A 13160-nucleotide genomic window follows, 5' to 3' on the forward strand; every position below is an offset into this window, starting at 1 on the left:
AAGACAACCTCTCGATCCATGCCCCCGGCGCCCTCTACCAGGCCTTTGCGCCCGCTGAGGCCCGCCGTATCCTGCGTCGCCTCGAGTTCCACTACACCCCGAAACATGCCAGTTGGCTTAACATGGTCGAGATCGAGATCGGCGTTCTCCAAGGGCAGTGTCTCAGCCGCCGAATCGACGATCCAAAACACCTCAGAAATGAGATCGCAGCATGGGAGCGGCAGCGAAACAAAGCTCGCGCCCGCATCAACTGGATGTTCACAACAGACAAAGCTCGCGCCAAACTGGGCCGCGCCTATCCAGATACGTCCAAAGAGTCAAAATCACGGTGACGAGCCACTAGTGCTCTTCAGGCGCTCGAGCCGAGGGATCGAACCGACTGAATACGGCCAGCGGCTAATTAACTGCGCGCGCGATATCACGGCCAAGATCGCGGATGCCGAAAAAGACCTCCGCGATATGAAGGAGGGCCGAGTGGGCCGCATTTCACTGGGTGTGTTGCCCGCCGCGGCGGTTCATCTCATTCCGCGCTTCATCGCCAAGCTCGAACAGGAGGACGTGTCGACGTCGGTCTTCATTCGCGAAGGAACGATGGACGCCCTGCTGCCAGGACTACGAGTGGGCGAATTCGACATCATCGTGGGGACGCTGCCGCAATCACCGCTTGGGCCGGAATACGCAACCGAGGTTCTCATGGACGAGCAGATCATCGCCGTCGCCCGCCGCGGACACCCACTGGAACGCAGCAGCAAGGTGAGTTGGCAGGACATCCAGAAATTTCCGATGGTACTACCCCCGCCAACGACGATGACGCGTGGCGCAATCGACGCAACGTTTTCACGCCACAGCACACGCATCCTGCACACAAACATCAACTCCACGTCCACGATGACGAATATCGGCACGCTGCAGCTCACCGATTCCATCGGCTTTCTGACCCGCTCGCTCGCCAGGCACTTCTCCGACTTGTCCGAACTTCATCTGGAGGTCCCGGGCATCCAGTTGCATGTCGGCCTCGTCTGGATGGTCGACCGGCCGCAGACCAACTCGCATCGTCTGACGCGCCGATTGATGCAGATTGCCTCCTCGGAAGTTCTGGGTATGAGCGGGCAACAACTTCTAGCCTGATAGCCAGCCGAACGAATTAACAGGCTGCGGCAAGCCTTGCGACCACGAGAGCACCTTGACAGCCACCCGCGGCCAGCCGCGATTCATGACGGCGGGCAACTGCACCACAAGAAATTTTACGCGCAGCTGCAGGCTCCCTCGCCTCTATAATGGCTTGACCGGTTTTGCGAAGTATCGTATTTTCAGTGAAATTTTACTGCGTCCATGAAACGCCGATGACCCAGGAACTGCTGATCCAGCTCAAGGATGTCGCGCCAGACCAATGGATCGACTTCCCCGACTACGGCTTCCGCCAATACTTCTTCTGGAAGAATCCGCAAACGGGCGCGAGCATGGCCGCGCTCGATTTCCAGGAGGGAGGCGGCGTGCCTGTCAAGCATTCGCACGCGTCCAACCAGTTCATGTACTGCATTGAAGGAGAGTACGAGTATACGGACAGCAAGCTCGTCCTCTTGCCCGGGTCTTTCTACATGAACCCGAAGGACCATCCCCACGGCCCTACCCTCGCTCGCAAACGAAGCCTGCTGATCGAGACCTACGACGGCCCGCACTATTACGAAAAGCCGACGTTCCACACGGACCAGACCATCGGCGGTTTTCTGGCAAAGAAATAGAGAGCCACCGCATCTGGTGCGGCGGCGTCAGGTCACAATGCGCGCGTCGACGATATTCTTGCGCAACGTATCGAGATGCGCGCGCATGGCCAGCGCTGCAGCATCGCCGTCCCGTGCGGCGATGGCACGAAACACCGTCGTGTGCTCTTCCTGGGTCTTCTGCAGATGATCCAGCTTCCAAGTCCGCAGGTGCCAGATCCTGGCTATTCGGTCATGCAGCGCCTTTAGCGTCTCGGAAAGAATGATGTTGCCGGCTGCGACGGCCACGATCTCGTGAAAACTACGATCGATTTGCGTGAAATCCTCGAAATCCTTCTGCTTGATGGCACGGCGGCCCAGGGCTAGATTTTGTTCGATTTGGTCGATAATCCGCGTATCGGAGCGATGAGCGGCAAAGCGGGCGAGTTCGCCCTCGATCACGCTCCGCGCCTCCAGGACATCAAGCGCGTCATGCAACGTATCGGGCATGATCCTGATGCCCTTGCGCGGAATGATCTGCACGAACCCTTGCGCACTCAACATCTGCAGGGCTTGGTGGACCGGCGTCTTGCCGATCCCGATCCGATCGCTCACAATCTGTTCATTGATGCGCTCCCCCGGCCGCAGTTGCAGGGTGACGATCAGGCGGCGAATTTCGTCGTACGCAGCCTGCTTCAAGCTTGGCTTCGTCTTTCGTCCCCCACGATCAGACGGCGAAACGCTTTGCACTCGTGAGGGGCGACTACTCCGCATGAGGATACTCCCGGCCAGACTTTCGGACGGCCACGAGTTCAGGCGCGGCTGGCCCCGATGTGAGCAACGCCCTCTATTTCCACGTTAATCGACGGATCCGCAAGGGCCGCAACCTGGACAAGCGAGCACGCAGGAAAATCACCGGTGAAAGACTCGCGTCGCGCGCGCCAGACCAACTCTCGCTTGGAGATGTCGGTTACGAAGATCGTCAGTTTAACGATATCAGCCATGGCGCCTCCGGCTGCCTCGACCATCCCTTTGAGCTTGCCGAAGATGATCTTTGCCTGTTCGTATTCGTCGAGTCCGCCGACCGGCTGCATCGACTTGTCGCGCGCGGTCATCCCGGAAAGATAGGCGATTCCATCGACCACGAGGCAATTCGACCAAAGGCCCGCGGGGGGTTCCGAAACGTCTGCGCTGATGGGCCGATTGATCTTGGACATTACGATTTTCCTTGAGATTTTCGACGAAAGGGTTTCAGCGGTTCACGACATCATTCCAGCTCGCAACCAGCGCACTGCGATTCTGCGAGAAATAATTCCAGTCGATTCGCCTCAGCTTGCTGATTTCGGGCGTGGCTTCCGCGATCTCGGCAGGCACTGGAACGTTGCGATTGGCAGGGCGCGTCCGACCGTTCTGGGTCCAGGCACTTTGGGCGGCATCGCTCAGGACGTGATCGATGAAGCGGTCAGCCATGGGATCGTTCGGCGCGCTGGCAGCCTTGGTGATGTTGAGCGGCACTGCATACCCCCCTTCGCTCGGCACCACAAACTTCAGGTCCGGGACGTCCTTATCCTGCATCAGCGCGAGGACGCTACCGCTGAAATAGGGCGTGGCCCAGATCTCCTCGGTCTTCAGCCATCCGATCGCGACGCTGTCCTGCTCCCAGAGCCCCGGGCCGGATAGCCGAATTTGCCGGATCGCCTTCATTCCTGCCTCGGGAGACCGCAAGCCTCCACTCGCAAGACTGGCGAGCGCGTCCAGCGAATAGATCGACGAATTGTATGTCACGTTCGGATGCGTCACGCGCCCCTTGAGATCGTCGCGCAACAAGTCCGCCCAGGAGACGATCGGCTTGCTGACCCGTTTTGCATTATAAACGATCCCCCAACTTCCGTAGGCCGCGGGAACGGCAAAGCTGTCCCAGATCATCAGCGCAGGGTCGACATTCGCAAGGTTCGGAATGCGCACAGGATCGAGCTTCGCCACGAGACCGGAGCGGGCAACCAGCGGCATCAAGACGTCGATGAAAGCCGCAACGTCGGTGTTAGGCCTGGCCCGGCTCGCTTGCATCTGGGTAAAGCGCGGACTGTCGAAGGACTCGGTGACGACCACCCGATCCTTGTCGGCAAATGTGTCCAGAAAGGAACGACGGAAGTTGGCACCCAGCACCCCCGGATACCAACTGACAGACAGCTTCGCCTCCTGCGCGCAAAGACGCCGCATGGGAGCAGCCAGCACGACAGACGCCAGCGAGGCGAGCGCTGTGCGGCGGTTGATCGACACCCTCATCACAAACACCTCTCGAACGCCGAAAATTGTAAAATTTCACTGGATGTGAATACGTACTGCAACTCATGTGATCTTGACAAGAAAATAGTGTAGATGAGAGTTTTGTAAAATTTCTTAAATCGGATTGCGTGACCATGTCCGAACTTCCCAGCAGGCCGCCCGCCCCTCTCAAGGTGTCCGTCAAAGGCCTGGATAAATCGTTCGGCAGCTACCGCGCGCTGCGCACGGTGGACCTTGACATCCACAACGGCGAGTTTCTGACGCTGCTCGGCCCGTCCGGCTGCGGCAAGACTACCCTGATGCGGGTCATTGCGGGCCTCGAAACGAGCGATGGCGGCAGGGTGACGATTGATGGTCGAGACGTCACGCACGAGAGCCCACGCCGGCGCGGGCTCGGGATGGTGTTTCAGAGCTATTCATTGTTCCCTCACATGAGCATCGCCGACAATATCGGCTACGGACTGAAGGTCGGCAAAAGGCCGAAGCAGGAGATCGCAGACAGGGTCCGCGAGATGCTGGACTTGATCCGCCTGCCGCATATCGCAGACCGGCGCCCGAAGGCGCTGTCCGGAGGGCAGCAGCAACGTGTCGCCCTGGCCCGCGCACTGGCAACCCGTCCTTCGCTGCTCATGCTCGACGAACCGCTCGGCGCCCTGGACCTCAAACTGCGCCGGCAATTACAGAGCGAGCTGAAGCGTATCCATCGCGCCACCGGAATGACCTTTCTGTTCGTAACGCACGACCAGGAGGAGGCGCTTTTCCTCTCGGATCGAATTGCGGTGATGCGAGACGGCTGCATCGAACAACTCGACGTCCCCGAAGCAATCTACCGCAGGCCAGTAAGCGATTACGTTGCCGATTTCATCGGTGACGTCACCCTTCTCGTCTGCAGCGCCATAGGACCGGACAGACGTCATGCCACGGTCCACGACTGGCCAGGCGCCGCGCCGGTCATCATCGAACAGCCGACGTGGCTCGATCGGTTTCGACTGGTGGTGCGCCCGGAGCAGGTCGAACTCGAGCCAGCCAGCCGCGGAGGCGGGCTACCCGCTGAAATCACCGAGATCATCAACGAGGGAAGCACGACGCTGGTTCTTTTGAAAGGCGCTGGCGAGACACAATTGAAGGCGAGACTGATCGGGCGACCGCGCTTTTCGTTGCAACGCGGCACGCCGGTTTGTGCGTATATCCGCGGTGCCGAGATTTGCCTTCCCATGGCGGTGGCAGCATGACGCCGCTTCCGACGGGCCGCTCCGTCGCACCACGCCGCCATGGCACGCTTATGGCAGTGCTTTTGGGTGTGCCGGCACTCGCCGTGATCATAGCGCTAGTCGCTATCCCCCTTATGCAAATGTTCGGCGCCAGCCTGCGACACCAGGAATTCGGCGTGTTGCAAACTGGCCTGACCTTGGACAACTACCAATCCCTGTTCAGCTCTTCTCAATACGCGGAACTGTTCGGAAAGACGATTCTGGCCGCCGCCCTGGTCACGGCGCTGTGCGCAGTATTCGGCTTCCCGGTGGCCCTGCATATCTCAAGCGCGCAACCGCGTCGCCGGGCGCTTCTGTATTTCCTGGTAACGGCTCCGCTGCTGATCAACACCGTGGTGCGCAGTTATGGGTGGCTGCTCATGCTCGGGAACCGCGGCCTGATCAACTCACTTCTGCTTGCGACGGGCATGATCAACGAGCCGCTGCCATTGTCGGGCAACCTGTTGGGCATGGTGATCGGCGCCACACAGGTGTTTCTGCCGTTCATGATCCTCTCGTTGACAACATCGCTCGATGGGCTCGACCCGAGGCTCCTCGAATCGGCAAACATCCTGGGCGCCGGCAGGGTCCAAACCTTTCTCGATATAACACTGCCTCTGACAATTCCGGGACTCATCGCCGGGTCTGTATTGGTCTTCAGCCTGATGCTCGGGGCGATCGTCACTCCTCTGATGCTCGGTGGCAGCGCCATCCGCTATCTGTCGGTCACCATTTATACGGACGCCCTGGTCTTGTTCGACCTGCCGCGTGCGACCGCCTCCAGCGTCGTGCTCCTGCTCGCGGTGGTCTGCCTCTATGGTTTTCAGCGCCGCTTCATCCGAAGCTACCAGGAAAAAGGCGCAGCATGACCCCACCTTCGCTGCTGGTGCGGATTGTCGCTATCGTCACATACGCCTTCATGCTGCTGCCGCTGGCAGTGATCGTCCTGTTCTCGTTCAGCGACCGCTCCTATTTCATGTTTCCACCGAGCGGCTTCTCGCTGCGATGGTACGTGCTGGCCTGGGAAGGCGGTCAGTTCCTGCTGCCGGCCATCCGCAGCATCGTCGTCGGAGTCCTTACCACCGGGATCGCCGCCCTTTTGGCGGTCGGTGGAGGTCTCGCCATTCGACGCCTGAAAGATCGTCCGGTAGCGCGCGTCGTGGAATTCGCGTTCCTTTCACCACTGATCGTGCCGCACCTGATCCTCGGTATCGCCCTGCTGCACTTCTTCAATCCACCAGGCCTGATCGACACGTTCATGGGCGTCCTGCTCGCCCATGTGGTGATCGTCTTTCCATTCCTCTTTCGTACGGTCCTCGTGAGCATCCACGATCTCAATCCCCAGTTAGAGGAGGCGTCAGCATTGCTCGGCGCATCGAGCGTGCAAACCTTTCGCCACGTGGTGCTCCCTGCGCTCATGCCCGGCCTTGCTGCCGGCAGCGTGCTTGGCTTCATCGTATCATTTGACCAATTCACGATATCGATGCTGATCACACAACGTGACGAGATCACCCTGCCGGTGGCCATCTACAAGTATCTCTACGACGTCAACGATCCCGTCGTGGCTGCGGTCTCCTCCGTGCTGGTCGCCTTTGGATTCGCGGTGACGCTGGCTATTCAGGGAATGCATCGAATGAAGGCGCCGCCGGCGGCCTAACCATCGTCTTCAACAGCAGATACCGGAGTTCGCCGATGACGACTTCCCGCCATTCCTCACTGGGGACGTTGAGCCGGCGAAGATTGCTGACGCTCTGTGCGTTCCTAGCCACTGGACAGGGACAGGCCATCGCTTATCCAAGACGCCAGGCTACGGTGGTTGTTCCCTATGCCGCGGGCGGCACCGCCGACATCATCGCGCGCCTGCTTGCTGAAGACCTGCAAAGGAGGGTGGGAACCACATTCGTGGTCGAGAACAGGGGTGGAGCAGGCGGCACGCTCGGCTGTGCCGCCGTAGCCAAGGCGGCACCTGACGGCGGTACCCTGCTCTTTACGGCGGGCGGCCCTCTCACCATTGGCCCGAGTTTGATGAAGACGGTGCCCTACTCCGCTGCGCAAGATTTCACGCCGCTGGCATTGATCTGCGAGGTGCCGAGCATGCTGGTCGTCAATCCAAAGGACTCGTCCCGAAGCCTGAAAGGTCTCATCGCCCGCGGGCGATCAAAGCCCTATGAACTGCGTTTTGCATCGCGGGGAATCGGCACTTCGGTCCACCTCATCGCCGAATTATTCCGGCTCGAGGCCGGGTTTGACGCCGTCCATGTGCCTTATCGTGGCGGCGCCCCTGCGATGAACGACCTGCTGTCCGGACAGGTCGACTATATGTTCGAAAACGTTCCGCAGTTGTTGCCGCAAGTGCAAGCCGGCGCGCTACGAGCGCTGGCGGTGACGTCGTCAACGCGGCTGCCATCTGTGCCTGACGTACCGACACTCAACGAAGCCGGCGTCGCCGGCGTCGAAGTCGGGACATGGTATGGCTTGCTTGGCCCCGCCGGACTTCCACCGCCCCTTCGCCTGGAATTGATCGATGCCGCAACCGCGTCATGCCGCGACGGTGGGTTTGGACGGCGGCTCGCCGAACAGGGCGCACAGGTCGATCTGCGCACCGGATCTGACTTCGAGGCCTTCATCCGTGGTGACGAAGCGCGGTGGCGCAACACGATCGAACGGGCCAATATCCGCCCGGGATGATCTCAGGACTGCTGGTCCGGAGGCGGATTACCAAGCGGGATACCAACAAGTAACGATGCGGCTGCCAGGTCCTCGAGCGCCGCCCCGACCGACTTGAAGAGCGTGATTTCATCGTCGTGGATGCGGCCGGGCCTTGCTCCGCGCGTGAGCTCGTGAAGGTCGCCACAGATCTCAGAAGGCTGCCAGGAGCCGGCCGAAATCGGCTGGAGGAGATCACCAGCCTCGGCCAGCGCTCCCCCATAGGTGTCAACGAAGACACGGCTGCGGCAGACGGCTTCATCATCACTCTCGCGCATGGTCGGCCTGAATGATCCAATCAGGTCGAGATGAGTTCCCCTCTTGACATGTTTGCCCATGACCAGCGGCTCGGTCGATGTCGTGGCGCAGCTGACGATATCGGCCTCGGCAATTGCTGCCGGCAGATCGACAACGGCCTGCGCCTCAAATCCTTCCCGCGAGAGTGCTGCTGCGAGTGCCACTGCTCGCTGTGGATTTCGACCCCAGACAAGCACCCGTTTGATCGGTCGTACGACCCGATGCGCCATCGGCAGAGACGCCGCAACGCGCCCAGTTCCGATGACCAGCAGCGTGTGGGCGTCCTTGCGAGAGAGATGCCGCGACGCGCGCGCGGATGTGGCCGCTGTACGCCGATTGGTCAATGCCTCTCCATCTATCATCGCCCGCGGCTGACCCGTCGTGCCATCGAGCAAGACATAGAGGGAGGACACCGCGCCGAGGCAACGGGAGGCATTCCCCGGAAAGACGGTTACGAGTTTGACGCCCAGCGCCGTTCCTCGCTGCCAGGCCGGCATCAAAAGCAGATGGCCGGGAGCGCCGAATGCTCCCACCTCATGACTTTGCCGTACCGGCATCGCCTCGCCGCCGCGCCGAAAGGTTTCGAACAAGGCATCGATCAGTCGCGGATAGTCGAGACCGGCCTCGACCTCGGCCGCGGAGAAAAAACGCAACAAGAGTTCCTCGTGTTTCAGTTCAGCGAGATCCAACTGAGGATCGGCAGATGGATCCAGAACCCGCCCCCGTGCCCTCGTGTTCGACCAAGGCGAGGTCAAGTTCAGCTACGAAGGCGCCCAATACCCTGTCACCCATCTCTTCCGTACCGATAGTTGCTTCGCCAGACCTGGCGATATCGGACGTGCGATAGCCCTCCGCCAGGGTCTTGCGCACGGCGCCCTCTACAGCGGAGGCGGCGTCCTCATGGCCAAAGCTCATTCTCAACATCATTGCGACAGAAAGAATGGCGGCCAGCGGGTTGGCGATGTTCTGGCCGGCGATATCAGGCGCGCAGCCATGCACCGGCTCAAAAAGCCCCTTGCCGGAGGCATTAAGAGAGGCCGAGGGTAGCATGCCTATGGATCCGACGAGCATCGAGGCCTCGTCGGAGAGAATGTCACCAAACAAGTTGGCGGTGACAATGACGTCGAACGCTTTTGGTTTGCGCACCAGCGCCATTGCGGCCGCATCAATATAGAGATGGCTCAGTTCGACATCCGGATACTCGCTGCCGACATCGGTCACGATTTCCCGCCAGAGTTCCATCGTCTCAAGCACGTTGGCCTTATCCACTGAGCAGAGCTTACCATGGCGCGCCCGCGCTGCGCGGAAGCCGGCATGAGCGATCCGGCGGATCTCGGCTTCCGTATAGCTCATCGTGTTGATGCCACGGCGCGAGCCATCGGGCAGAATCTCGATACCGCGCGGTTCCCCAAAATAGAGATCACTCGTCAGCTCGCGCAGGATCACTAGATCGACACCGTCGACGATCTCCGGTTTGAATGTCGTGGCGTCGGCGAGTTCTGGCCATGCGACGACCGGTCGGAAATTGGCAAAGAGATCGAGTTCGCGCCGCAGCGTCAGCAGTGCGTCGCCAGGACGCAGGTCGCGCGGCAGCGCTTCGTACTGGAAGCCGCCCTCGGCGCCGAACAGGATGGCATCGGCGTCCCGCGCAAGCGTTAGCGTATCGGCCGGCAGGGGATGACCGTGCGCTTCATAGGCGCAGCCCCCGATCAGCGCCTCATTCAGTTCGATGGCGAGGCCGTATCGCTCCGCGACGGCGCGCAGGACCTTGATGCCTTGGCGCGTTACTTCAGGCCCGATGCCATCGCCGGGCAGGACTGCAATTTTCATGGATATCTCCGATGTGCCAATGAAAAGGACGCGAGCGGACTGCGGCGTCACTCCTGTTCGCTCTCGAAATCGCTGACCCGATCCAGCAATGTCAGCGTGTAGTCGATCTCGTCGAGCCCGGCGAGGAGGCAGGTTCGGCCGAACGGATCGACCGAGAATGCGTACGCGGTCCCGTCGCTCTCGATCACTTGCTCGGTTTCGAGATCGACCGTGAGCGGAAGGCCAGGAGAAGCCGCAAGGCTGGCGCGTAGGCTCCGCACCGCCTCAGCGGGCAGTGTGACGGGCAGCAGGCCGTTCTTGAGGCAGTTGGTCTGGAAGATGTCACCGAAGCTGACCGCAATGACGCTGCGGATGCCGAAATCGGCGAGCGTGTGGACCGCCTGCTCGCGCGATGAGCCGCAGCCGAAGTTGCGGTCTGCCACGAGAATCGCCGCCTTCCGGAAGCCTGGCCGGTTGAGCACGAACTCGGTGCGCGGCTTTCCGGTGGAATAAAACCGCTGGTCGTGAGAGCAGTACTGTCCGTAGTCGAGGCGACGTTTGTGCATGAAGCGGGCCGGCAGGATCTGGTCCGTGTCGATGTCGCTTCCCTCAATCGGGGCGGCCACGGCCGTATGCGGGTAAAGGGCTCCATGATCATGCTCCACCCAGTTCGCGGACATCGACGAGGCGACCTGAGATGGCAGCCGCCGCCGCCATCGGTGGGCTCATGAGATGCGTACGGGAGCCTCGCCCCTGCCGTCCGACGAAGTTTCGATTGGTGGTGGAGGCGCAACGCTCGCCTTCCGAGAGCATGTCGCCGTTGATGGCCAGACACATCGAGCAGCCAGCATGGCGCCACTCGCAGCCAGCGTCGAGGAAGATGCGGTCGAGCCCTTCAGCTTCGGCCTGCGCCTTCACCTGGCCGGATCCGGGTACGATCAGTGTCGGCACTGCCGTGCGCCGCCCCTGCAGCACGGAAGCGGCCATGCGCAGGTCCTCGATCCTTCCATTGGTGCAGGAGCCGATGAAGACGCGGTTGACTGGCAGCCCTTCCAGAGCCGTGCCGGCGTCCAGTCCCATATAGGCGAGGCCCTTCTCGATCCTGGCGCGCCGCTCAGGATCGACGATAGCGCGAGGATCCGGCACCCGTCCGGTGATCGGCCCCGCATCTTCGGGGCTCGTGCCCCAGGAGACCATCGGCGCGAAATCGGCGGCGTCGAGCGCGACCGCGCGATCGAAAACCGCGTCATCCTCGCTTGCCAGCGCTGTCCAGCGAGCGACCACACTCTCCCATTGCGCACCCTTCGGCACGAAGGGGCGTTTCTTGAGATAGGCGAATGTTGCAGCGTCGGGCGCCACCATCCCCGCCCGTGCACCGGCCTCGATCGACATGTTGCACAGGGTCATACGGCCTTCCATTGTGAGGCCGCGGATGGTGTTGCCGGCATATTCGATGACATGGCCGGCCGCGCCCGCAACGCCGATATGGGCGATGATGCCCATGACGACATCCTTGGCGACCACGCCTGGCCCAGGCGCACCGCTCACCGTCACGCGCATGGTGCGCGGCTTGCGCTGCCAGAGCGTCTGCGTGGCGAAGACATGGCTGACCTCGGCCGCACCGATGCCGAAACCGAGCGCGCCGAGCGCGCCATGGGTCGAGGTATGGCTATCCCCGCAGACGATCGTCATGCCCGGCTGGCTCAGCCCCTGCTCTGGTCCGACGACATGGACGATGCCCTGCCGGGGATCGCTCAGCGGAAAAAGAAAGATCCCGTTCTCCGAAGTGAAGCGGACGAGTTCCTCGATCAGTTCGCGACGCTCGGCATCGACCGTATCGGCAAGGCTTCGGCTGCGGGTCGAAACGTAGTGATCGGGCATGGCGAAGGTCAGATCGGGCCTGCGAACCTTGAGCCCCTTGCGCCGCAAGGTCTCGAAAGCCTCGAGCGGCAGATCGTCGCCGACATAGTGCCGGTCGATATAGAGCAGCGTCTGCCCGTCCGGCCGCTCGTAGACCGTGTGGCGGTCCCAGATTTTCTCGAACATCGTCCCGGACACGACACAGGGCTCCCAGTCAAGCGAAGCCTGAAGCGGCTTCGGTCTTGGGATAGAAAGCCGGAACGGTCGGCGGAAGTCGTCGTTCGCCAAGCGAGCGGCGTGGCTCACGATGCTTGAGCAGCCTCGAGCAGATGGCGAAGCAGCAGGCGAGTAGCCACAGGGATATCGGCATCGTTGCGCACGCAAATCCTGTGCTCGCGAACCGCCCAGGTCTCCTCCAACGCGACGATCGCGATATCCATCACGGGACCGAGTTTGGCCGCAAGTCGGTCGGGGATAATGCCGAGTCCGAGACCGGCCTCCACCATCCGGCAGACGGCATCAAAGCCGCCAACCCGAACGCGCGAACGGGGGATGTTGCCGAGCTCACCGGCGTTCTTCAACAACAGGGTCTGGATCGAGCTGCGCGGCTCCTGCTCAATCAGGTCGTAGCCGAGCAACTCGGCGAAACCAACACCATCGCGTTTTGCCAGCGCGTGTCCGGCCGGCACAATGACGACGAGCCTGTCCTTGAAGCCGGAATGGACCACGAGCCCCCCAGTGGGCAGATCGCCGGAGAAGATCCCGATGTCGGCGCTGTTATCCATGACGGCCTGGATATTCATCGGGCTGAGATTGGATTGCAGCTCGACACGAACCTGCGGATAACGCTCCGCAAATCCCGCGAGCTGCTCCGGGATGAAACCAAAGAGCGTCGATTCATTGGCCCAGATCCGGACCTGCCCGCGCGTGCCTGCCGAGAAATCGACGAACTCCGCCTCCAGCTCCGCCAGATTGCGCATGATGAGCCGCGCATGCTGGAAGAGCGCCTGACCGGCGGCTGTCGGCTCGATGCCCTGGCGATGGCGCAGCAACAGCTCCGTGCGCAGAGCCTGCTCGAGATCCCCGATGCGCTTGCTGACGGCCGAGGCGGCAATACCCTCCCGATCTGCGGCGCGCGCAATGCTGCCCTCCTCGACGATTGCGACGAAGAGTCTGAGCGTCAGAAGGTCGATGCGGGAGCTGATATTGATCCGGATCGGCTCCGGAGCTCCCGTATATTGCCGCATTGCGG

The 13160-nt window shown here is 61.4% G+C and carries 15 protein-coding genes; 7 read left to right on the forward strand and 8 right to left on the reverse strand.

The window, feature by feature from the left end; genetic code table 11:
• The 3 genes from K289_RS48920 to K289_RS0125800 form a co-directional block, all read left to right on the forward strand.
• The coding region (locus tag K289_RS48920) for a transposase (RefSeq protein WP_198024764.1) at nt 1-332 on the forward strand (332 nt) is incomplete at its 5' end.
• Between the two features lie 10 nt (nt 333-342).
• Nucleotides 343-1128 (forward strand): LysR substrate-binding domain-containing protein, encoded by a 786-nt coding sequence (locus K289_RS45040; RefSeq protein ID WP_035685753.1) that lies wholly within the window; start codon nt 343-345, stop codon nt 1126-1128.
• A 215-nt stretch (nt 1129-1343) separates the two neighbouring features.
• Nucleotides 1344-1742 carry a cupin domain-containing protein gene (locus K289_RS0125800; protein WP_027554186.1) on the forward strand — a complete coding sequence of 133 codons (399 nt, stop codon included), beginning with the start codon at nt 1344-1346 and terminating at the stop codon, nt 1740-1742.
• Between the two features lie 27 nt (nt 1743-1769).
• On the opposite strand, the gene K289_RS0125805 is transcribed toward K289_RS0125800, so the two are convergent.
• The 3 genes from K289_RS0125805 to K289_RS0125815 form a co-directional block, all read right to left on the reverse strand.
• Nucleotides 1770-2399 (reverse strand): GntR family transcriptional regulator, encoded by a 630-nt coding sequence (locus K289_RS0125805; protein WP_027554187.1) that lies wholly within the window; start codon nt 2397-2399, stop codon nt 1770-1772.
• A 113-nt stretch (nt 2400-2512) separates the two neighbouring features.
• Nucleotides 2513-2917: a RidA family protein gene (locus K289_RS0125810; RefSeq protein WP_027554188.1), complete on the reverse strand. Its 405-nt coding sequence runs from the start codon at nt 2915-2917 to the stop codon at nt 2513-2515.
• A gap of 34 nt (nt 2918-2951) precedes the next feature.
• Nucleotides 2952-3986: a PotD/PotF family extracellular solute-binding protein gene (locus tag K289_RS0125815; RefSeq protein ID WP_027554189.1), complete on the reverse strand. Its 1035-nt coding sequence runs from the start codon at nt 3984-3986 to the stop codon at nt 2952-2954.
• Nucleotides 3987-4120: 134 nt separating this feature from the next.
• Here K289_RS0125815 and K289_RS45045 point away from each other — a divergent pair, with 134 nt between their 5' ends.
• The 4 genes from K289_RS45045 to K289_RS0125835 are packed head-to-tail and all read left to right on the forward strand — an operon-like array spanning nt 4121 to nt 7924.
• Nucleotides 4121-5218, forward strand: a complete 1098-nt coding sequence (locus K289_RS45045) for an ABC transporter ATP-binding protein (RefSeq protein ID WP_051310785.1) — start codon at nt 4121-4123, stop codon at nt 5216-5218.
• Entirely contained in the window at nt 5215-6105 is an 891-nt protein-coding gene (locus tag K289_RS45050) for an ABC transporter permease (RefSeq protein WP_084788704.1), read from the forward strand. Before K289_RS45045 ends, K289_RS45050 begins: the two co-directional genes overlap by 4 nt.
• A gap of 50 nt (nt 6106-6155) precedes the next feature.
• Nucleotides 6156-6893, forward strand: a complete 738-nt coding sequence (locus tag K289_RS45055; protein ID WP_198024765.1) for an ABC transporter permease — start codon at nt 6156-6158, stop codon at nt 6891-6893.
• Between the two features lie 35 nt (nt 6894-6928).
• Nucleotides 6929-7924 (forward strand): tripartite tricarboxylate transporter substrate binding protein, encoded by a 996-nt coding sequence (locus K289_RS0125835; protein ID WP_063614180.1) that lies wholly within the window; start codon nt 6929-6931, stop codon nt 7922-7924.
• A 2-nt stretch (nt 7925-7926) separates the two neighbouring features.
• Here K289_RS0125835 and K289_RS0125840 read toward each other — a convergent pair whose 3' ends face one another.
• The 5 genes from K289_RS0125840 to K289_RS0125860 all read right to left on the reverse strand — a co-directional run bounded on the left by K289_RS0125840 (nt 7927) and on the right by K289_RS0125860 (nt 13155).
• Entirely contained in the window at nt 7927-8928 is a 1002-nt protein-coding gene (locus tag K289_RS0125840) for an ornithine cyclodeaminase family protein (protein WP_245283992.1), read from the reverse strand.
• The gene (gene leuB, locus K289_RS45060; protein ID WP_371260854.1) at nt 8915-10075 is read right to left on the reverse strand and encodes a 3-isopropylmalate dehydrogenase; all 1161 of its coding nucleotides are present in this window, start codon (nt 10073-10075) and stop codon (nt 8915-8917) included. Before leuB ends, K289_RS0125840 begins: the two co-directional genes overlap by 14 nt.
• A gap of 41 nt (nt 10076-10116) precedes the next feature.
• Complete coding sequence (gene leuD, locus K289_RS0125850; RefSeq protein WP_051310791.1) at nt 10117-10728, reverse strand: 3-isopropylmalate dehydratase small subunit; 612 nt, start codon at nt 10726-10728, stop codon at nt 10117-10119.
• Entirely contained in the window at nt 10703-12094 is a 1392-nt protein-coding gene (gene leuC, locus K289_RS0125855; RefSeq protein WP_051310793.1) for a 3-isopropylmalate dehydratase large subunit, read from the reverse strand. The genes leuD and leuC overlap by 26 nt, the downstream gene beginning before the upstream one ends.
• A 116-nt stretch (nt 12095-12210) precedes the next feature.
• Entirely contained in the window at nt 12211-13155 is a 945-nt protein-coding gene (locus tag K289_RS0125860) for a LysR family transcriptional regulator (RefSeq protein WP_051310795.1), read from the reverse strand.
• Nucleotides 13156-13160 lie beyond the last annotated feature (5 nt).

This window comes from Bradyrhizobium sp. Cp5.3 (assembly GCF_000426265.1).
Lineage (GTDB): Bacteria > Pseudomonadota > Alphaproteobacteria > Rhizobiales > Xanthobacteraceae > Bradyrhizobium > Bradyrhizobium neotropicale.